Annotated in this window: 27 protein-coding genes; 13 read left to right on the forward strand and 14 right to left on the reverse strand. The window is 65.8% G+C overall.

The features are described 5' to 3' along the window. Window positions 1–1,377 (reverse strand): signal recognition particle-docking protein FtsY, encoded by a 1,377-nt coding sequence (gene ftsY / locus MKK63_RS22430; RefSeq protein WP_244005744.1) that lies wholly within the window; start codon window positions 1,375–1,377, stop codon window positions 1–3. 57 nt (window positions 1,378–1,434) lie between these two features. Here ftsY and MKK63_RS22435 point away from each other — a divergent pair, with 57 nt between their 5' ends. Continuing rightward, window positions 1,435–2,136 carry an RluA family pseudouridine synthase gene (locus MKK63_RS22435; RefSeq protein WP_244005746.1) on the forward strand — a complete coding sequence of 234 codons (702 nt, stop codon included), beginning with the start codon at window positions 1,435–1,437 and terminating at the stop codon, window positions 2,134–2,136. Here the strand turns inward: MKK63_RS22435 and mtaB are convergent. Together mtaB and dapF are read right to left on the reverse strand one after the other, a co-directional pair. Then, a complete protein-coding gene (gene mtaB / locus MKK63_RS22440) occupies window positions 2,106–3,332 on the reverse strand; it encodes a tRNA (N(6)-L-threonylcarbamoyladenosine(37)-C(2))-methylthiotransferase MtaB (RefSeq protein WP_244005748.1) in 1,227 nt (408 codons plus the stop codon). The two genes, MKK63_RS22435 and mtaB, sit on opposite strands and share 31 nt — an antisense overlap. Beyond that, window positions 3,332–4,219, reverse strand: coding sequence for a diaminopimelate epimerase (dapF, locus tag MKK63_RS22445; RefSeq protein ID WP_244005750.1), 888 nt, complete (start codon window positions 4,217–4,219; stop codon window positions 3,332–3,334). The genes mtaB and dapF overlap by 1 nt, the downstream gene beginning before the upstream one ends. A gap of 221 nt (window positions 4,220–4,440) precedes the next feature. On the opposite strand from dapF, the gene MKK63_RS22450 reads away from it, so the two are divergent. Further along, on the forward strand, window positions 4,441–5,178 hold the full coding sequence (locus MKK63_RS22450; protein WP_244005752.1) for a GyrI-like domain-containing protein: 738 nt from the start codon (window positions 4,441–4,443) through the stop codon (window positions 5,176–5,178). Here MKK63_RS22450 and MKK63_RS22455 read toward each other — a convergent pair. Further along, entirely contained in the window at window positions 5,160–5,444 is a 285-nt protein-coding gene (locus MKK63_RS22455) for a helix-turn-helix domain-containing protein (protein ID WP_313901789.1), read from the reverse strand. The two genes, MKK63_RS22450 and MKK63_RS22455, sit on opposite strands and share 19 nt — an antisense overlap. Window positions 5,445–5,514: 70 nt before the next feature. Here MKK63_RS22455 and MKK63_RS22460 point away from each other — a divergent pair, with 70 nt between their 5' ends. After that, window positions 5,515–5,676: a hypothetical protein gene (locus MKK63_RS22460; RefSeq protein ID WP_244005800.1), complete on the forward strand. Its 162-nt coding sequence runs from the start codon at window positions 5,515–5,517 to the stop codon at window positions 5,674–5,676. Window positions 5,677–5,755: 79 nt separating this feature from the next. Then, entirely contained in the window at window positions 5,756–5,971 is a 216-nt protein-coding gene (locus MKK63_RS22465; RefSeq protein ID WP_244005754.1) for a hypothetical protein, read from the forward strand. A gap of 19 nt (window positions 5,972–5,990) precedes the next feature. On the opposite strand, the gene MKK63_RS22470 is transcribed toward MKK63_RS22465, so the two are convergent. Further along, a complete protein-coding gene (locus tag MKK63_RS22470) occupies window positions 5,991–6,680 on the reverse strand; it encodes a Crp/Fnr family transcriptional regulator (RefSeq protein ID WP_244005757.1) in 690 nt (229 codons plus the stop codon). 203 nt (window positions 6,681–6,883) lie between these two features. Beyond that, entirely contained in the window at window positions 6,884–7,159 is a 276-nt protein-coding gene (locus MKK63_RS22475; protein ID WP_244005759.1) for a hypothetical protein, read from the reverse strand. A 90-nt stretch (window positions 7,160–7,249) separates the two neighbouring features. On the opposite strand from MKK63_RS22475, the gene MKK63_RS22480 reads away from it, so the two are divergent. Continuing rightward, the gene (locus tag MKK63_RS22480) at window positions 7,250–7,510 is read left to right on the forward strand and encodes a hypothetical protein (protein ID WP_244005761.1); all 261 of its coding nucleotides are present in this window, start codon (window positions 7,250–7,252) and stop codon (window positions 7,508–7,510) included. A gap of 169 nt (window positions 7,511–7,679) precedes the next feature. Beyond that, the gene (locus tag MKK63_RS22485; RefSeq protein ID WP_279574805.1) at window positions 7,680–8,315 is read left to right on the forward strand and encodes a PAS domain-containing protein; all 636 of its coding nucleotides are present in this window, start codon (window positions 7,680–7,682) and stop codon (window positions 8,313–8,315) included. A gap of 32 nt (window positions 8,316–8,347) precedes the next feature. Here the strand turns inward: MKK63_RS22485 and MKK63_RS22490 are convergent, their stop codons facing one another. From MKK63_RS22490 to MKK63_RS22510, 5 genes are all read right to left on the reverse strand, one after another. After that, window positions 8,348–8,719, reverse strand: a complete 372-nt coding sequence (locus tag MKK63_RS22490; RefSeq protein WP_244005763.1) for an HU family DNA-binding protein — start codon at window positions 8,717–8,719, stop codon at window positions 8,348–8,350. 124 nt (window positions 8,720–8,843) lie between these two features. Next, window positions 8,844–9,107 carry a hypothetical protein gene (locus MKK63_RS22495; RefSeq protein WP_244005765.1) on the reverse strand — a complete coding sequence of 88 codons (264 nt, stop codon included), beginning with the start codon at window positions 9,105–9,107 and terminating at the stop codon, window positions 8,844–8,846. A 184-nt stretch (window positions 9,108–9,291) separates the two neighbouring features. Continuing rightward, window positions 9,292–9,531: a hypothetical protein gene (locus MKK63_RS22500; protein WP_244005767.1), complete on the reverse strand. Its 240-nt coding sequence runs from the start codon at window positions 9,529–9,531 to the stop codon at window positions 9,292–9,294. A 55-nt stretch (window positions 9,532–9,586) separates the two neighbouring features. Continuing rightward, window positions 9,587–9,751, reverse strand: coding sequence for a Flp family type IVb pilin (locus tag MKK63_RS22505; RefSeq protein ID WP_244005769.1), 165 nt, complete (start codon window positions 9,749–9,751; stop codon window positions 9,587–9,589). A 124-nt stretch (window positions 9,752–9,875) separates the two neighbouring features. Continuing rightward, window positions 9,876–10,157 (reverse strand): hypothetical protein, encoded by a 282-nt coding sequence (locus MKK63_RS22510; RefSeq protein WP_244005771.1) that lies wholly within the window; start codon window positions 10,155–10,157, stop codon window positions 9,876–9,878. Window positions 10,158–10,482: 325 nt separating this feature from the next. On the opposite strand from MKK63_RS22510, the gene MKK63_RS22515 reads away from it, so the two are divergent. The 3 genes from MKK63_RS22515 to MKK63_RS22525 are packed head-to-tail and all read left to right on the forward strand — an operon-like array spanning window position 10,483 to window position 12,128. Then, entirely contained in the window at window positions 10,483–11,346 is an 864-nt protein-coding gene (locus MKK63_RS22515) for a helix-turn-helix domain-containing protein (protein WP_244005773.1), read from the forward strand. 50 nt (window positions 11,347–11,396) lie between these two features. After that, on the forward strand, window positions 11,397–11,606 hold the full coding sequence (locus MKK63_RS22520; protein ID WP_244005775.1) for a hypothetical protein: 210 nt from the start codon (window positions 11,397–11,399) through the stop codon (window positions 11,604–11,606). Between the two features lie 24 nt (window positions 11,607–11,630). Next, a complete protein-coding gene (locus MKK63_RS22525) occupies window positions 11,631–12,128 on the forward strand; it encodes a GAF domain-containing protein (RefSeq protein WP_244005777.1) in 498 nt (165 codons plus the stop codon). 325 nt (window positions 12,129–12,453) lie between these two features. Here the strand turns inward: MKK63_RS22525 and MKK63_RS22530 are convergent, their stop codons facing one another. From MKK63_RS22530 to MKK63_RS22540, 3 genes are all read right to left on the reverse strand, one after another. After that, entirely contained in the window at window positions 12,454–12,681 is a 228-nt protein-coding gene (locus tag MKK63_RS22530) for a hypothetical protein (RefSeq protein ID WP_091722396.1), read from the reverse strand. 287 nt (window positions 12,682–12,968) lie between these two features. Then, window positions 12,969–14,909, reverse strand: coding sequence for a PAS domain-containing protein (locus MKK63_RS22535; RefSeq protein ID WP_244005796.1), 1,941 nt, complete (start codon window positions 14,907–14,909; stop codon window positions 12,969–12,971). Window positions 14,910–15,022: 113 nt separating this feature from the next. After that, on the reverse strand, window positions 15,023–15,319 hold the full coding sequence (locus tag MKK63_RS22540) for a hypothetical protein (protein ID WP_244005779.1): 297 nt from the start codon (window positions 15,317–15,319) through the stop codon (window positions 15,023–15,025). A gap of 505 nt (window positions 15,320–15,824) precedes the next feature. Here MKK63_RS22540 and MKK63_RS22545 point away from each other — a divergent pair. The 4 genes from MKK63_RS22545 to MKK63_RS22560 all read left to right on the forward strand — a co-directional run bounded on the left by MKK63_RS22545 (window position 15,825) and on the right by MKK63_RS22560 (window position 17,751). Further along, window positions 15,825–16,016: a hypothetical protein gene (locus MKK63_RS22545; protein ID WP_244005781.1), complete on the forward strand. Its 192-nt coding sequence runs from the start codon at window positions 15,825–15,827 to the stop codon at window positions 16,014–16,016. 146 nt (window positions 16,017–16,162) lie between these two features. Beyond that, complete coding sequence (locus MKK63_RS22550) at window positions 16,163–16,372, forward strand: hypothetical protein (protein WP_244005783.1); 210 nt, start codon at window positions 16,163–16,165, stop codon at window positions 16,370–16,372. A gap of 398 nt (window positions 16,373–16,770) precedes the next feature. Further along, window positions 16,771–17,514 (forward strand): sugar transferase, encoded by a 744-nt coding sequence (locus tag MKK63_RS22555; protein WP_409564544.1) that lies wholly within the window; start codon window positions 16,771–16,773, stop codon window positions 17,512–17,514. A gap of 30 nt (window positions 17,515–17,544) precedes the next feature. Beyond that, complete coding sequence (locus MKK63_RS22560) at window positions 17,545–17,751, forward strand: hypothetical protein (protein WP_244005785.1); 207 nt, start codon at window positions 17,545–17,547, stop codon at window positions 17,749–17,751. Window positions 17,752–18,206 lie beyond the last annotated feature (455 nt).

Genomic DNA, 18,206 nt, shown 5'->3' on the forward strand with positions numbered 1-18,206 from the left:
CTAATCCTTCTCCAACCCGGCGATCGCCCGGGCGAAATCCCGGGCCGCGAAGGGCTCCAGATCCTCCACGCCCTCGCCGACGCCGATGAAATGCACCGGCAGGCCGAACTTGGCCGCCAGCGCCACCAGGATGCCGCCCCGGGCGGTGCCGTCGAGCTTCGTCATCACGAGTCCCGAGACCGGCGCCGCCTGCGAGAACAGCTCCACTTGGCTGATCGCGTTCTGGCCGACCGTCGCGTCGAGGACGAGGAGCGTGGCGTGCGGGGCGTCCGGATCCTGCTTGCGCAGGACGCGCACGATCTTTTCCAGCTCGGCCATCAACCCGGTCTTGTTCTGGAGCCGGCCGGCGGTGTCGATCAGCAGCACGTCGGTCCCGGCGGCCTGGGCCTGCTTCAGCGCATCGAAGGCGAGGCCGGCCGCGTCCGCCCCTTGAGCGCCGCTCACCACCGGCGTGCCGGTGCGCGCGCCCCAGACCTTGAGCTGGTCGATCGCCGCCGCCCGGAACGTGTCGCCCGCCGCCAGCATCACGGTGCGGCCCTCCGCCCGCAGCTTCGAGGCGAGCTTGCCGAGCGTGGTGGTCTTGCCGGCACCGTTCACCCCGACGGTGAGGATCACGAACGGCTTGTTCCCGGCATCGATTGCCAGCGGCACCGCCACGGGTTCGAGCGCCCGCTCCACCTCGGTGGCCAGGATCGCCCGCACCTCGTCGGGCGAGATGCCCTTCTCGTAGCGGCCCTTGCCCACGGCTTCCGAGATCCGCATCGCGGTCTCCAGGCCGAAATCGGCCTGGATCAGGGCGTCCTCCAGGTCTTCCAGGGTCGTGGCGTCGAGCTTGCGCTTGGTGAACAGGCCCGTCACCCGCTCGGACAACGCCGAGGAGGTCCGCTTCATCCCGGACGTGAGGCGGGTCCACCACCCCTTGGCTTCCGGCTCGCGGTCCGGTCCGGCGCCGGCATCGTGGGCCAAAGCCGCCGCGGAATCGACCGGTTGGATGTCGGGCTGCGGCGCGATCACCGGTTCGCGGTTCGCATCCCCCGTGTCGACCGGGTCGGCGCCATGGGCCGGATCGTCGCCGGCCGTACCGGCGGGCGGACGCTCCGGCTCGCCTTCGATCGGCAGGAGGTCCGCTCCCTCGACGACGTCGGCGACCGGCTCCCCGGTCTCCTCCGGCGGCAGCGGAATGGTCGCGACATCCTCCGCCCCGGTGGCGAAGTCGGGCTGGCCTTCGGAGGGCGAGGCCGCCTCCGCGGGGAGGTCCGCCTCGGGCTTCTCCTCGGACGTCGGCTCCGTGGTGTCCTGGGGCTTCTCCTCGGCCGCGTCGTGGCCCTTCCGCCCGAACAGGCGTCCGAACCAGCCGGGCTTCTCCTCGCTCGCCATGTCGTCGCGTCCTCGCCCTACCTTGCCGATCCGGGATCAACCCTCTAGCCGATCCCGATGTCCAACGCCTTCGACATAGGCGCGCGCCTGCTCTACCGCGATGCCCTTCTGCTCGTCATCGACAAGCCGCCGGGTCTTCCGGTTCATCCCGGCCCGCGCGGCGGCGAGACGCTGACCGACCATCTCGACGCCCTGCGGTTCGGCCTGCCGCGCCGGCCCGAGGCCGCGCACCGGCTCGACCGCGACACGTCGGGCTGCCTTGCCCTCGGGCGCCACGCCAAGGCGCTGGCCCGGCTGGGCAAGCTCTTCGCCGGCAGCGCGGTGGACAAGACTTACTGGGCTCTGGTCGAGGGCAGCCCCGCCGAGGAGGCGGGACGCATCGACCTGCCGCTCGCCCGCCGCTCGGACGATCCGCGCTCGTGGTGGATGAAGGCCGATCCCGCCGGCGACCCCGCGCTGACGCATTGGCGCGTCCTCGGCCGAGCGGACGGGCGCACGTGGCTCGAACTGAAGCCGGTCACCGGCCGCACCCACCAGCTCCGCGTGCATTGCGCGGCTTCCGGATGGCCGATCCTCGGCGACGCGATCTACGGGGCGGCTCCGCGCGGGAGCGCCCTGCATCTCCATGCGCGGACGTTGTCGATCCCGCTCTATCCGAAACGTGAGGCCATCACGGTGACGGCGCCGCCGCCGGCCCACATCGCCGCGGCGGTCGCCGCGATGGGCCTTCAGATCGCGATGAGCCGTGCGCCGTCATGAGCCGCGATGGCGACCGCGCACATGGTGCCAGGCTCCGTATCTGCCGCCAGCCGCACCGGCGTGAAATCCTCGGCGCGTCCCATCCCGCCGCGCTCGGCGAGCACGGTCAGGTCCCGCCCGACCTGCGCGTCGAGGTGCCGCCGAACCGCCTCCGCCCCCGCCTCCCGCAGCCGCGCCGCCCGCTCGCGGATCGCCCCTTGCGCCACGGGCGGCATCCGGGCCGCCGGCGTCCCGGGCCGGGGCGAGTACGGGAAGACGTGCAGATGCGTCAGGCCGCACGCGGCTACGAGGTCGAGGGAGCGCGCGAACTGGTCCTCGGTCTCGGTGGGGAAGCCCGCGATCAGGTCCGCACCGAACACGAGGTCGGGGCGCAGCCGCCGCGCCGCCTCGCAGAAGCGGATCGCATCGGCGCGGCTGTGCCGGCGCTTCATCCGCTTGAGGATCAGGTCGTCGCCGGCCTGAAGCGACAGGTGCAGGTGCGGCATCAGCCGCTCCTCCTCGGCCAGAGCCGCCAGCAGGGCCGCGTCCGCCTCCACGGAATCGATCGAGGACAGGCGCAGGCGCGCGAGGTCCGGCACCGCCCGGAGGATCGCCCGCACCAGAGCACCGAGGGAGAGGGACGAACCCGACAGGTCCCGGCCATAGGCCGTGAGATCGACGCCGGTCAGCACGACCTCGCGGCCGCCATGCGCCACGATCGTCTCGACCTGCGCGATCACCGCGGCGACCGGCACCGAGCGCGACGGGCCGCGGCCGAACGGGATCACGCAGAAGGTGCAACGGTGATCGCAGCCATTCTGCACCGGCACGAAGGCCCGCGTATGCCCGGCGACGGCTGCGATCCGGGTCGTATCGGCCGCGCGCACCGCCATGACGGCCCCCGGCCCGGTCCCCGCGGCCGACCAGCCCTCCGGCCGCAGCTTCTCGCCGTTGCCGACGAGGCGCCCCACCTCGGGCATGGCTGCGTAAAGTTCGGTCTCGACCTCGGCGCCGCAGCCGGTGACGACGATCTCGGCCCCCGGTTGCTCGCGTGCGATCCGGCGGATCGCCTTGCGCGCCTGCCGACCGGCCTCGGCGGTGACCGCGCAGGTGTTCACCACGATCCGGTCGCGCCCGTCGGCGCCGGCATGGACCCGCAGGGCCTCCGACTCCACGATGTTGAGCCGGCAGCCGAAGGTGAGGGTCTCGACGCCCATCAGGCGAGGCCGGAGAACAATTCCGGCGCGAGCGTCCCCTCGGCCACGAGGGCGACGGGGCCGGTCATCAGGACGTGGTCGTCAGCCCGCCACTCCACGAACAATTCGCCGCCGGGCAGCGCGACCTGCGCCTGCCGGCCGATCATCCGCAGCCGGGAGGCCGCCACCACGGTCGCGCAGGCGGCGGTGCCGCAGGCGAGCGTCAGCCCGGCGCCGCGTTCCCAGACCCGCAGCTTGATCATCTCGCGGTCCGTCACCTGGGCGATCGAGATGTTGGCCCGCTCGGGAAAGAGCGGGTGGTTCTCCAGCATGGGTCCGATCCGGCCGAGATCGAAGGTCTCGGGGTCGGCCTCGACGAAGAACACCGCGTGCGGGTTGCCCATATTCACCACGGCCGGCGAGTGCAGGACCGGATCGTCGATCGGCCCGATCTGCAACTCGATCCGCCGCGTATCGGGAAACGGCTCCGACAGGGGAATCTCGTCCCACGCAAGCTTCGGCCGGCCCATATCGACCGTGAAGGCGCGCTCCGACACCCGGCGCACGCCGAGGAGGCCGGCCTGGGTCTCCAGCGTCAGCCGGCCCCCCTCGGCGGGGCGGGCCATGGCCGGATCGTCGAGCATCGCATAGGCGACGCAGCGCGTGCCGTTGCCGCAGGCACCGGATTCCGAGCCGTCGGTGTTGTAGATCCGCAGGAACGCGTCCGTGCCGGGGCTCACGGGATCGTGCAGCACCATCATTTGATCGAAGGACGAGGCGGGATCCTGGGCGATCGCCCGCGCCTCACCGGGCTGGACCCGCGCGCTCGCGCCGCGCAGGTCCAGCACCACGATGGCGTTGCCGGCGCCGTGCATCTTCAGGAAGCGTCTGTGGGCGAGTGCGCTCATGCGGTCCCGCAGCTGGAAGGGGTTGGCCGGCTATATGGCAAAACCGACGGGTCGGCGCGAGTGGCCTGCCGTCGTGGCAGATGCGCCGCATCCGCGACCCTCCTGCGCGACCCTCTTGCGCAGCACTGATGCACGTCGCACTCGCGGGCGATCCCGATCGTCGCTACCCTATGTGGTGGAAAGCCCGGACCATCCGCTGGGCCCCGTCCGGAGCGCCCATCGTGATCCGCCTTCGTCCGCTTGCAATCCTGTCCGTCGGTCTCATGCTCGGTGTCGGCCCGCTGGCCGCCCAGCAGCCGGCTCCACCACCCTCGACCGCACCGTCCCCGGCCCAGACGAACCCGTTGCCGACCACCACGGCTCCGAACCCGGCGCCCGATCCGGGCAAGAGCCCGGCGCCGGCGCCCGAGCAGGCGGTAGCGCCGCCGCCGGCCGGTCAGAGCGCCGTTGGGACGCCCGCACGCCCGACCCTGATCGACAAGCCCGGCGAGCCGGGCGATGTCGACGAAGTGACGCTGCCCGCCAAGCCGGCCGCCATCGTCACCGGCAAGACGAAGTGGGAGGAGGCGGTCGTAAACCTCAAGCAGGCCTTCGCGCGGATCGAGGCGGATCTTGCCAAGCTCGGCGTCGCGCCGGCGGGCCGGCCGCTCGCGGTCTTCACCCGCACCGACGACGATGGCTTCGAGTTCGAGGCGATGATCCCGGTGGCGGCCGCGCCGAACCCCGTGCCCGCCGAGCCGGACGGGCTGCGCTTCGGCACGACGCCCTCCGGCAAGGCGCTGCGCTTCGCCCATAGGGGCTCCTACGAGTCGATCGACAGCACCTACGAGACGTTGACCGCCTACCTCGATGCCAAGGACATCGTGGTGCAGGACCGCTTCGTCGAGGAATACGCCACCGACCTCAAGGACGGCACCGACGACAATCTCGACGTGAATATCTACGCGCTGGTGAAGTAGGGGGTCGTATCCACGGTTCCACGTCTCTCCCTCCCCCCTCTGCGGGGGAGGGAGAGACGTGGCCGGAGCGTGCTCAGGGTCCGGCCGCGCATCCCCTGCAGCACGCGGTTGATGTGCACGGGCGTGAGACCCAGCGCGTCGGCGAGATCGGTCTGTGTGATCGGCAGCGGGCAGCGGTGATCGCCAGCCAAGCCCACCGATTGCAGCTTCAGGTACAGCTCGCAGAACAGGTGCGCGACGTGTTCGAAAGACGTGCGACGGCCCATGCTGACCAGCCATTCGCGGAAGACCGCAGCGTCGATCAGGGTGTCGCGACTACAGCTCCTCGACCTTCGGATGAACGTCGAGGTTCGGCGGGGCCAGGGCTTCGCTGATGACCGGCTGTTGCGCCTGATGTGGCGATGGCTGGCGCTGCACGAGCGGATAGCCGCCATGCTGCCGGGGATCCCCGAGCCCGAGCACGACGCGGATGTGCGGGCGATCCTACGAAGACCCTAAAATGTAAGCTTTTTACATTCCGTCCCGGGAGGCGCATGTTTGAGGCTGACGACGCACACGGCCTCTAGGGGAGGTGAGCATGGACGATCTGACAGGCGCCCCCATGGTGAGGCTGCATGTGATAGCTGCCTGCCTCGGTATCCCGGTGGACAGCTTCTTTACCGGCCATGAGGCCGCAGGACGCTTCGTCGAGGTGGGTCAGTGCCTGCGGCTATGGGACAGGATCAAGACCGCCGATGGCCGGCGCCGAGCACTGGAATGCCTACGCGAACTGGCGGATGAACCAGCGACATGACGCCTGTCGCACAGCTGGATCAGAGTTCCGGAGCGGTATTCCCCTCGATCAGCCGGGCGTACTCGATCTCGGCTAGACCGTAGGTGTCCCCCGCGCGGTCGAGCAGGCCGTCGCGGTCGATGATCTGGACGACGCCACGGCGCTTGGTGACCAATTCATCTCGCTGCAACGCTCGCAATGCGGTCGTCACGCCAGGCCGCTCGACGCCCAGCATCAGCGACATGAACTCTTGCGTGACCGTGATCTCATCGCGGTCGCTCCGGTCCTGGCACATCAACAGCCAGCGGGCGAGACGCATCGCCGTGCTGCCCTTGGCGTTTGCGAAGGCCGTCTGGGCGGTTTGAATATGTTGGGCCCGGACGTATCGGCACAGGACACGACGAAGCGCGGGGCGCGCCTCCATCATCACGCGCAGCGCGTGCACGTCGATCGACTGCACGCGCCCGGCCATCTGCACGAAGTGCGTGTGCGGGCTGCGGTCGTCCTCGAGTAGGATGGGGAGGACGCCGACTGCGGCCTCGCGCCCGAGCAGCCCGATCTCGACGCGACCGCTCGGCGCGTCGCTGGTGACGGAGACGATGCCCGCCTCCACGAAGTGGACGGTCTCGACCGGTGTGTTGGCCGAGATGAGCACCTGTTTGAGAGCCATTGCCCCGGGGCGCAGGGCGGGCAGCAGTGCGGCGAAATCCTCCGGCGCGAGTGCGCGCAAGAGGCGGTTGCGCAGGTCGGCCTGCCTGAGGTCTGCCACGACGACTCTCGCGCGGAGGGCAAGAGCGCATATCGTCCCTCAAGCGCCAGCGCCCGGATCGAGCCAGCGACGCGCTGGAGCTATTGTGATTTCCTTAGTTTAGCAACCTACTTAAACGACGAGTGAGTTATGTAAATATTTTACATATACTGCTAGACGTCAGATCACTGTGCCGCGTTCGTATCTTTTAGGGCATAAGACCTAATTTTTTCCGCGCGTAGGACCTCCCTGGCGAACGCGAACACCGCGCCACGACCTTCCGGCGAACTGATCGCGAGCCACGTCTGGATCAGCTGCGAGGTGTCTTTCGGCTGGCTCGTCGGGGCGGCTTCGTAGAAGCTGGCCGGGGCGCAGTCGAGCAACCCCGCGATCCGGACAAGGATCGGGTGATCATCAGTATCGGTACCGGTGGCGGGCGCATCCGGCGTCGGCATATCCATGCGGTTTCTCGCATCGCTCAAGCGTGTATGGTCAGGTACAGATGCACCTTAGCATTGTAAATTAGGTTGTAGAACAGTAAAATATATACAATGATAGCGGTAAAAGAGCTTTATGTAAAAAAATTACATTTTTTTATCCTAGGGTGGAAGGAAAACATCGTGGATCTTAGCCGTGATCTGGATGCCGTTGCCGAAGCAATCATCGCCGCTCATCGCCTTATCGAGGAGCACGGCACACAGGAGATGAAGACTCTAAGCCGAACGCTCCTGCTCAAGGTTGCTCAGAAAATTGCATGCCGCAGCATACCGACCCGGGAAGCGCGAGATCCCCACTTTGATGGCACCGACTGACAGAGATGGTGTCGACTGACGGAGGCAGATATCTTCGACAGTCGTTTTTGCCGCACCCACCTATCATAGGCCTAGCGTTTTTCCCATCTTATGATTGATTTTCCGATTGAAACGTCACTAAAAGTTGTGGTGATGCGGCTTCTCAAGATTACGAAAGGCATCTTCGCTCATGCCGCGTCGGTCGTCGCAGAACACGCTATCTCCCGCATCGCTACCGCTGACGACGCTCAACATCGGCTTGTGGGAGGAGAACGTCGGTACGGATCGCGTCCGATGCGATGCGGTGATGGCTCAAATGTTTGGACTGTCTGCCGCGGAGGCCAGTGAGGGGATCTCACGGGCGCAACTCATGTCGATCTTCCATCCCGAGGACGTCGTCCAAGACCCGGAGCTTCGCCGCAGCGTGCGCGAGGACGGCGGCTTGTTCGTGTGGGAACACCGCATTCTGCCTACGCCCGGCGTCGTGCGCTGGGTACTCGCCCGTGGCCACTACGAGCGGGGCCCGAACGGTGGGATGCATGGGCGTGGGATCGTCATCGACGTGACCGATAGTCGGACCGATGGAGAGATCGATGGTCCGTCACGTTTCCTCACGACCTACGAGACGCCGGGCGCTGTCTTGGACCGCATCGCTCAGCGAGCGATCGAGATCTGCGAGCTGATCCGCAGCTTGGACGCGGGCAAGTCGGTTCGGCTCCGTCCGCTGATCGAGGCCCTCCTACACGAGCTTGGTTGCCAACTCGCGGCTTCACTGCGCGAGGAAGCGGGCGTTCCCCAACGGCCCCGGGGCACCAAGATCCACTGAGGATGAGCTGAAGGCTCGACGCATCCTCGCCGCTATGCGGATCGGGGCGGAGCCGGGCGGCAAAGGATCACAGCGGTGTCTGGGCAGCTATGATTGTGGCGGACAGCATGGTCCCGAACGCCTTCTCTGAGGTTCAGCCGCGCCCGCATGGCCTTACCCGGCTTGAACTGGACGTTCCGCTTGGCCACGACGACGACGCTCTGGCCCGTGCGCGGGTTGCGACCCATGCGGGGGCGCATCTCCCGCGTAGCGAACGTGCCGAAGTCGCGCAGTTCGACACGGTTGCCGTCCGCCAGCGCGGCGGCGATGCGATCGAGGATGACGTCGACCACCGCCTCGACATCCTTGGCGTAGAGGTGCGGGTTCTGCTCCGCGATGCGGGCGACAAGTTCGGACCGGATCATACGGCACCGATGCCGCCCAGTTCATCGAACTGCAACCGCACCGTGGCGTGCCAGCGTTTCAGAGGGCGTTCGGAGTAAGAAATGGGTTCGTCGCAGCGGCTTCTCCGGTGCTGCGGGTCCGCAATCAGTTCCACGCCTTGGGTCGAATGCCGACGAACGACGCTATGCCAACCGCCTCCAGCATCGCTTCGAAGGCGGCACGTGCATCCGTATCGGTCGCAAAAGTGGTGTCCCATCGGATGCAGCCGGAGGTGTGCACAACCTCCATGCGCCAACACTCCGGCGAGCCTGGGAAGCGATAGATCTCGATCTCGACCGTCTCGCCATCCCGCGTGACGGGGCCGGATAGCGGAGAGTGCTCGAAGTCGCAGTCCACCTCACTCATCATCGACCTTTCTCGATACTCACGTCTGGCGCGCTTATCGGACACGATCCCGGTTCGGGACGTCTCTTGGGCCGACTCGCCGACGGCTCGATAACTGGCTGCGCGCATCCTGCCCCTGAGCCGCGTTGCTTATCGGCTCTGCCGCAGAGCTGGCCCCGCCCCGTGAGCCGATCGGGGCGGGGCCGTGCTATGACTCGACGGGCTTCCTGGACGGTGCAGCAGCCCCGTAGCGCTCCACCAACTCGGCTTGCCCGGCATCGGTGATGCTGTACTCGACGCTGTCGGCGGCCGGATCGGTTCGTCCGGTGGCGATGACCAAGCCCAGCGTTTCCAGGCGCCGCATGTAGACGCTGACCTGGTAGAAGCGCGGGCCGGTCTGAGCGAGCATCTGCAGCCGGTATAGGCTGGTAGGGGGAAGCTTGTGCATCGCCTTTCAATGTACCGTTGGGCAACGTACTCGTTAAGCCTGGCGGCTGCGTCGATTAGTTGAGGTTGCCGGCGATGGCAGTGAACTTCGCGGCGAGTCTCGACCCCACTAGTCTGAGAGCGGCGATGATCACGACGGCGATCAGAGCAGCAATCATGCCGTACTCGATCGCGGTGGCACCGGTCCCGTCAAGGATGAAGCGTTGCAGCAGCTGAGGCATCGCACGGATCCTGCGCCAATCCAGGCTCACAGGTCTGTGATATCGTCTGTATGTTTACGGTCTGTGAAGGGATGTGCACCGGGCGCTGTTCAACCTCTTGCCCTCGACATCGAACCCGAACGGATCACGGTGGAGTCGGATGTGCCGCCATGACGATCGCCGCGACAGCGGTGCGGAACGTCTTCTCCTGCGGACCCGCTCGGTTCGCGACCTCGGCGGGGCTGATCGACGAGGCAACGAGCGCGGCGATGTCGAGGCTGTAGCCGCTGGCAAAGCGGTAAGGGCCGGCCGTTGAGTCTCGCATGAACAGGTCGATCGCCGCGACGATCTCGTGGCTGCTGATGCGGCCGGCCCTGCGCAGGTCGGCGACGGTCGGAAGTCTGCCGTGCATGGTCGCGCTGATCATTCCCTGACGTTGACTTAACCGTGCCGCCCGGCCGACATGAGCTATTCCGGCCGGGCTCGCCTTAGCGAGTCGAAAGCCGGCAATTCAGGAGACGATCGCCGCAGTAGGACCCTGAAAAGCCAAAGGCCCCACCCCTGGCAGGGTGAGGCCTTCGAAATCGAGATGGCCTGTGGGGCCCTTTTCCAATCCCCACAAGCCATGAAGCGCCCTCGGGCGTCAAGTCAGAACCTCGGGTCTGGCAACGATACCGGCTTGTCTTGAACGGAGCGCACAGCGTGCGCCGCCGATCGTCCCCCTGTGGCCCTGTGGATAAGGGCCAGGACACGTGTTTGCAGACGAGATCCGCCGAGCGATCGACGCGGCCACCCGACTCACCCTACCGGCTGTCACGGCTGCGCTCTGGCGCGCCTATGGGGACGGGAAGATCACGGAGGCTGAGGCCGAGAGCCTGTCCGGCTTGATCGAGGCTCGGCAGACCAAAAGCGACATGGTGTCGTATTTGCGCTCCCCCGATCCGGGGGGCTCAAATGCCCGGCCTGAGGGTATTTCGGCATCCTCCGAAAATCAGAGGATGACCCAGGACCGCGCAGGAAGCCCCAGAAGGGCTGGCGTCGGCTCGCGCCCGCGCACGGATGCCTCAATGGAGCGCCGTCGCCGCTGGGCGGCCTCTGGCAGGCTCCCTCCGGCTATTGCGGCCCGCTTTACCCTGGCCGAGCAAGCCGTGCTGGCCCTCGTGGCCGCCGAGACGGCGCGCCGGAAGGACTCCCGGCTGTCGATCGAGAACATGGCCGCGGTGGCCGGGGTGTGCCGTTCGACCGTGAAGAACGCGATCCGAGAGGCGCGGCAGTTCGGGCTCCTGAGCGTCGAGGAGCGCCAGATCACCGGCTTCCGCAACGACACGAACGTGGTCCGCATCATCAGCCCGGAATGGTTGGCTTGGATCCGGCTGACGCGGAAAGGGGGTGGCGGTTCACCATCCCCTTCGCGAAGGGAGAGTCATCACGGCCCCACCTCTCAAGGGGGAGGGGTCAAAAGCGTAACCAGCACGCCTACTGAAGTTCCAGATCTGGGGAAATCGAGGCCAGCAGAGCCGAAGAAACGCTGCCGACAAGCGGCGGTTCGGGCTCGCGGCGTGCCAAGGGGGGATTCTGCCGCGGGTCCGTTACGGGGGGTTCGGGCTATGTCGTGACCACATGCAACCGGACGATCTGACGAACGATGCGAGATTATCGATTCTGTGTGGCCCTACGGGCGCCCGATGGGTTGCTAAGTGCCCCGGTCTACGAAGAGGTCATCACGGCTAAAGACGCGGCCGATGCTGTCGTTCTGGCCAAGGCCGTCGAACTGAACATGTCCAACCTGAAGGCGAACGCGCTCTACCTCGTTGACGCGAACGGACATGTGGCGTGGTCGTTGCGGATCGCCGATGCCCCTGACGTGGACCCCTGAACGCTGATCCTGTATCTTAGGCGGATGTCAGAGGATCATTTCCAGGCTGATCAAACGCTCGCCCGGGTCAACCGTAGGCTCGATGCGGCCTGGTCCCTGGATGAGGTCGTGACGATCCTGCGCGATACAGCGCGGCAGATCGCCAGCTCTGACGGCATCGCCGTTGTGCTGCGAGAGGGCGACCGCTGCCACTACGTCGCCGAGGATGCGATTGGATACTTGTGGCAAGGGAACCGCTTCCCGCTCGATGCCTGTATCTCGGGCTGGGCGATGCTCAACGGCAAGACGGCAATCATACCGGATATTGAGGCCGATCCGCGGCTGCCAGCTGCCGCCTACCGTCATACCTCGATGCGCAGTCTCGTGATGGTGCCAATCGGATCGCCCGAGCCGGTCGCCGCGCTGGGGGCGTATTGGTGCTCCTTCGTCAGCGTAGACGAGGGTACGGTTTATCGTCTGGAGGCATTGGCAGAAGCCGCAGGGACTGCCTTGGCTCGTATACAAGGCAACGCCCTAACCTAACCAAGCGCCCGGAGAGCAGCACCGAGGTCGTCTTGAGACGGCGGGCCTCGGTGCGGCCTCACTGGCGCAGTCGCGCTGATGCCGGGAGCTGCTGTCAGGCCGATGCGGCGACATCGCTCCGCGCAGCTGCTACAGCGCCCATCCTTCCCGCATACGTGCCCGAGGTGTTCGCGACACCAAACGGTCCGGCGCGGGCAAGCACGCGACGACAGGCGCATCCGGTCCAGTTCACCGGAGCTCGCCCGTGAAGCCTTGGCCAGGCGGTCTCGTGAGGGTCGGCGCCATACGGCGGGACTGGAGACCGCGAGCGCCGGCCCACGGCCCATTATTGCAGGCGGTACGAGGCGGTGTTGGCCCGGATCCAGCCCGGCGCGAGAATGTCACCGCTCTCGGTGATGATCCAGGGCTTCGCGTCCTCCGCATCGATCGCCTCGGCTGCTGCAGCCAGAGCCGCGCGCAGCGTCGAGAAGCTGCGAGCATCGGCGACATGGGCCGGCGTATGACCGGGCCACACGGTGAGTTCGGCGGGCTTGTCGAGGTCGGACAGGGTCATGGCTCTGGTCGCGCGTGAAGGGCGGTTGTTGATCAGGCGGTCGTCGGCCCTGGCCGGGGAACACGCACCTCGACCATCTGTCCGGTCAGCGGATTGAGGATCAGCATGGCTGCGTATCTCCGGTGGGTGTGCCGGTAGAACGTCGCCACATCGCGAGAGGATCGAGGCGATCCAAGCAATTGCGCTGAGTTGGTGAACCGTTCGTTTACTCTGCCGCCACAGCGGTGAGGAGGCGGCCAATGCCTTTAATCTTGTAGGGGCCGCCGAACAGGCTTCTTGCTACATTATCACGCCACGCGCGCCGTCCCGCCCTGGAGGGACGACAGAAACTGCACGTTGACGCTGGCGTCGGAGCGATGTCGGACCTCGCAGCTGAACCGACGTCCGTCTCCATCGAGGATCAAGTCGAACCGTTCCGGGACCTGAGCGTGCCTGCGCACATGCAGCCGCGCCCCGCCATCCGATAGGTCACGGACGGAGCACGCGATGGAGCCGCTGCCGGACGTGGTGATGGTGGCCGGCAACAACACGCGCGTCCTACGCTCGTTGCGCCGTTCCTCCATGCCGACAGTCCAGTCATCCAAGCTGGTACTGATACTTGATACACCGCCAGCCGCCTGTCGCATGCTGGTCAGGATTTCACCCGTCGCGCGCGCCTGCTCGTCCATCGAGCCGCTCACGCCATCGACGTGCCCGCTGATCGTGTCGATCGCCGCGGTGATGGTCGCCAGGGTTGTGGCTACCTCACCCGACACAGCCTGCATCGCGGCGACTTCACCGCTGATCTGATGGGTCGCCTTAGCGGCTTGACCCGCCAACTCCTTCACCTCGGTCGCAACGACCGCGAAGCCCTTGCCGGCTGCGCCAGCCCGTGCGGCCTCGATCGTCGCGTTCAGGGCCAGCAGGTTGATCTGCTGGGCGATACCCGCGATCACCGCGCCGACGCCACCCATGGCGCTGGCGGCAGCCTGCAGGCGTTCCGTGGCGGCATTCGCTTCGCCGGCACGTCCGTGAATGTCGTCGACGACGGTCTTCGACTGCGCCATGCTGCGCGAGATCTCCTGGGCCGCCGCGTTCATCGTCTCGGCGGCGTCCGTCACCGCCTGGACGTGGTCGAGGGTCTTCTCGGCCGCCTCGATCGCTACGGACCGCGCCGCCATGTTGGCGGTGACGTCGGTGGCGTACTTCACGATCTTGGTCAGACGGCCATTGGGGTCGAAGATCGGGTTGTAGCTCGCCTGGATCCAGACCGAGCGACCGCCCTTGCCGAAGCGTTGGAACATGCCGGAGAAGAACTCGCCGTTGCGTAGGCGATCCCAAAAGGCGGCATACTCTGGCGTCTGCGCGTAGCCGGGCTCGACGAACATGGCGTGGTGCTGTCCGCGGATGTCCTCGATCCGGTAACCGACCGCTTGAAGGAAGTTCGGGTTGGCGTCGAGCACCGTGCCATCAGAGGCGAACTGTATCACGGCCTGCGATCGGTTGACGGCCGCGAGCTGGCCCGCCGCATCGGTGGTCTGGAGCTTGTGTGCGGTGATGTCGGTGGCGAACTTCACCACCTTCACCGGCACGCCGTCCCGATTACGGATCGGGTTGTAGGTCGCCTGGATCCAAATCTCGCGCCCACCCTTGGCGATGCGGCGGAACTCGCCTGAGGCGAACTCACCCCGGCCGAGCGTCGCCCAGAACTCCCGATAGGCTGTGCCGGCCTGCTCGCCAGCATCTACGAACAGGCTGTGGTGACGGCCTTGGACCTCGTCGAGGCGGTAGCCGACGGCATCGAGGAAGTTCTGGTTGGCGGCCAGGATGGTGCCGTCGAGGGCGAACTCGATCACCGCCTGCGAGCGGTGCAAGGCATCGAGCTGTCCATCGTGATCGATGTTGCGCAACACCTGCGCGGTGATGTCGGTGGCGAACTTGACGATCCGCGTGACCCGTCCGGCACGGTCGAGCACGGGGTTGTACGTCGCCTGGATCCAGACGGCGCGACCGCCCTTGTCGACGCGCTTGAACTCGCAGGTCTGCGCCTCCCCACGACGCAGAGCCGTCCAGAACGCGCGGTACGCATCGCCGTCACGCTCGGCAGAGGGGACGAACAGGGTGTGATGCTGCCCTTTCACCTCCGCGAGGGTGTAGCCCATCAGGTCGAGGAACAGTGTGTTGGCGGCCAGCACCGTCCCGTCAGGGGCGAACTCGATCCGCGCTCGGGATCTGTCGATGGCCGTCATCAGGGCACGGAGATCGGCGTCGAACAACGGCACCGGTAGAATTCCTATCTCGACGGATTGGCACTCAGATCATGTAGGAAACTCTGGTTAATCGAGCGTCACCGGCAGTGCTGCTACTCGACGTAGAGGGTGAGTTTCATCTTCGGGTGGATGCCGCACTGGATGATGAAGTTGCCAGGCTCCTTAAGGGTCAGCGTGGCCTGTTTGCCGGGCTCCTGATCGCCAGCGTCGAACGCGAACCGGTCAGCCTCGATGAACGCGTGATGGACCGCGTTGTCGTCACCGTTGACCAGGGTGACCGTATCGCCTCGGTGCAGGAACAGGTCGGTCGGATCGTAGTGCCGACCCTTCTGCAGAACGATGCGGATGGCGCTAGAGAGACCGGCTTGGGCTGGTCCGAGCGCAGCCATCCCCAGCACGAGCGCGAGGGCACCGCAGCGAAGAAGCGGAACGCGTAGATTGCAAATCGACACGGCTACAACCTAGAGAATGAATGTATTGGCGATGATATCTACTGCGTCTAACGTCCAAACCACTTAACGTAAGTCGGTAAAAGCGTTTAAATCTGCTTGTGCTTGGCGATAAATTGGTGTGATGAGCAGCATCTGCTTCATTCGCGCAACAGATCCGAAACCGTTGGCGATGTTGACCGCGCGTGTCAGGCGTAGGGCCCACCGAACAGGTCCCCGAGCGCCTTCCGCCGGAACAGCGTGCGCCAGCGCCGCCTCTGATGCTCTGGCCGATCGTGGATCATGTGGCAGCGCTGGCAGAACGCCGCGAGGTTGTGTCGCGAGTCATAGAACTCAACAACTTAAGCAGTGATATGTGCATCACGCTTGAGTGAAGCTGGTCCGGTCGGTGGAACGTCTTGAAACTTCAGCCTGTTGAGCGGCCGATCCAACAGGAGAAAATCCTATGAAGCATTTTACCCTCGCTGCTTCTGTTCTCGCCCTCGGGTTACTCGCAGGAACTGCCGCGGAAGCTAAAGGCTGTCTGAAGGGGGCTGTTGTCGGCGGCATCGCCGGCCACATGGCAGGCCATGGGAAGATGGGTGCTGCAGCAGGCTGCGCGGTTGGCCATCACAAGGCCAACAAGAAGCAGGGCTGAAGCCCAAGCGACGGTAGGGCCGCACCGGGGTCCGATGCCCCTCGGCGACGGTGCGGCCTCGCCGGCGCAGTCGCGATGATCGGACGCGATTGCGGCCAAGCTTGAGCCCGGCTAGACGCGCTGCCTCGCGGCGACGTGGAGCCTGGATGAGCGATGATCTGGCTGCCCTTCTCCTCGCCTTGGCGACCGAGAATGCCGAACTACGCCAGCAGCTCGCCGCAGCCCAAGATATGCTGATGGAGACGGCCATCGACGCCGGTCACCTGCATGCCCGCATCGAAGCCGTTCAGGACGAGCGGGATGCTTGGCAAGAAGAGGCCGAACGGCTGCAGGCGCAGGTGATGTGCAGGGCCTGATCCGCTTCGCGACTAGGGTGGTGCGCTCTGCTCCAGCGCATTTGTATCGGCCTCCACGAAGTTGTTTCTGCTTGTGCGCTGCACGCGCGAAGCCAACGCCCTCGGCGCAAACCACGTCACAGCTTCGGACGTGACTACGTACTTTATACGTACGTAGCTGCCCGTGGTGCAGCCTCGCAAGGCTGAGCAGCCGCAATAGCGACGTACTCTGCAATATTAACCACCTAAAATCTGCTTTGGCCCACAGCACTAGATTTCGACTGCGTCTTGTGATCTACATAAATCCGAGATTAAGAATTTATTAACCAATCTAAGATTAACTTTATCTGCTCAGTGCACAGGGAAGATGAGCTATGACGCGAGCTGCAACGCACCAAGATGTCGGAGGTGATATCGCAGTGCAGCGCGCTCCCAATACCGGCACTATCGCTGAGGTCGTCGATCTGGCTTCTGGCCGAGTGGTCGAAGCGGCGGGCGCCGCGGTCGATGTTCTGTCGCCGGAGACGCCCTTCGTCGCCCGTGGCCTGCGCCTGAACTGGGCGGCCAAGCGCGGCCTCGACGTCGGCGTGGCTGTCACCGCCCTGTTCCTGCTGCTGCCGCTGCTTCTGCTCATCGCCCTCCTGGTCTGGGCCGGCGACGGCCGGGCCCCGATCTTCCGCCACATCCGCCTGGGCCGCGACGGCCGCTCGTTCGGCTGCCTCAAGTTCCGCTCCATGGTCACCGACGGCGAGGCGTTGCTGGCCGCCCATCTGGCCGCCGACCCGCGGGCCCGGGCCGAATGGGCCGCCACGCACAAGCTCAGCAACGATCCGCGCATCACCGCGATCGGGCAGGTGCTGCGCAAGACCTCGCTCGACGAGCTACCCCAACTCTGGAACGTGCTGCGCGGCGAGATGAGCCTGGTCGGGCCCCGCCCGATCGTGCCGGCCGAGGTCGCCCGCTACGGCCGCGCGTTCCAGACCTGCTTTGCCGTGCCGCCTGGGGTGACCGGGCTGTGGCAGGTGTCGGGCCGCTCGGACACGAGCTACGCAGAGCGGGTGGCGCTGGATCTGGACTATGCCAGCCGCTGGAGCCTGCGCCGGGACATCGCGATCATGCTGCGCACCATCCCGGCGGTGCTGGCCCAGCGCGGCAGCAAGTAGCCGCCGTCCACGCATTCAAGGATCCGAGCTATGCAGGACGACAATCCGCTCTGGTACGACTACGCCGAACCCGACCCGGCACCTGGTCGAACGCTGCTTGTCCTTGCTGGCTTGGTCAGTGCCTCGATGACCACCACGATGGCGGTAATCCGGATGTACTGGATGCCGGACCGGCTCTGGCAAAAGATAGTGGTTAGGTTTGAACGACGTCAGAAAGTTCGAGCAAAGCCACACTGAGCCGTATATCAGGCCCTACAAACTCAAAGAACGTCAGGCAGCAAGGTCAAGAATTTTCTTCTTGGGCGAGAGGCGCGGCTTCGCACATGCGCCAAAACTCGACAAAGCCGAAGGCGTAGGCGGCGAGGACAACGGCGGCCCAATGCATCATCAGCTTCCCTAGCACGGCTGACCAGCCGTCATGCTGGTAAAAACTTGATATTTCCTGACACTTTTATGCGGTATTATCGCCTCGCCACGCCGCCGCTTGTCCCTATCAGCCAAGGTCTACCCTGCACGGCCAGACCTACGATCCACGAACCTAGCCTCGCACCCCCGCACCGCGCAGCATCCCGTAAAATCGGCCCGGGTCGAACATGGCCCGCGCCTGCTGCAGCGAGATCGGCCGGCCACCGACCTCCGGCGCCCTCATAGCTCCACCGCCGCCCTGCGCCTGTTTCTGCTGAGCGCCCGCG

It is taken from the genome of Methylobacterium sp. J-088, assembly GCF_022829295.1.
In the GTDB taxonomy this organism is placed as follows: domain Bacteria; phylum Pseudomonadota; class Alphaproteobacteria; order Rhizobiales; family Beijerinckiaceae; genus Methylobacterium.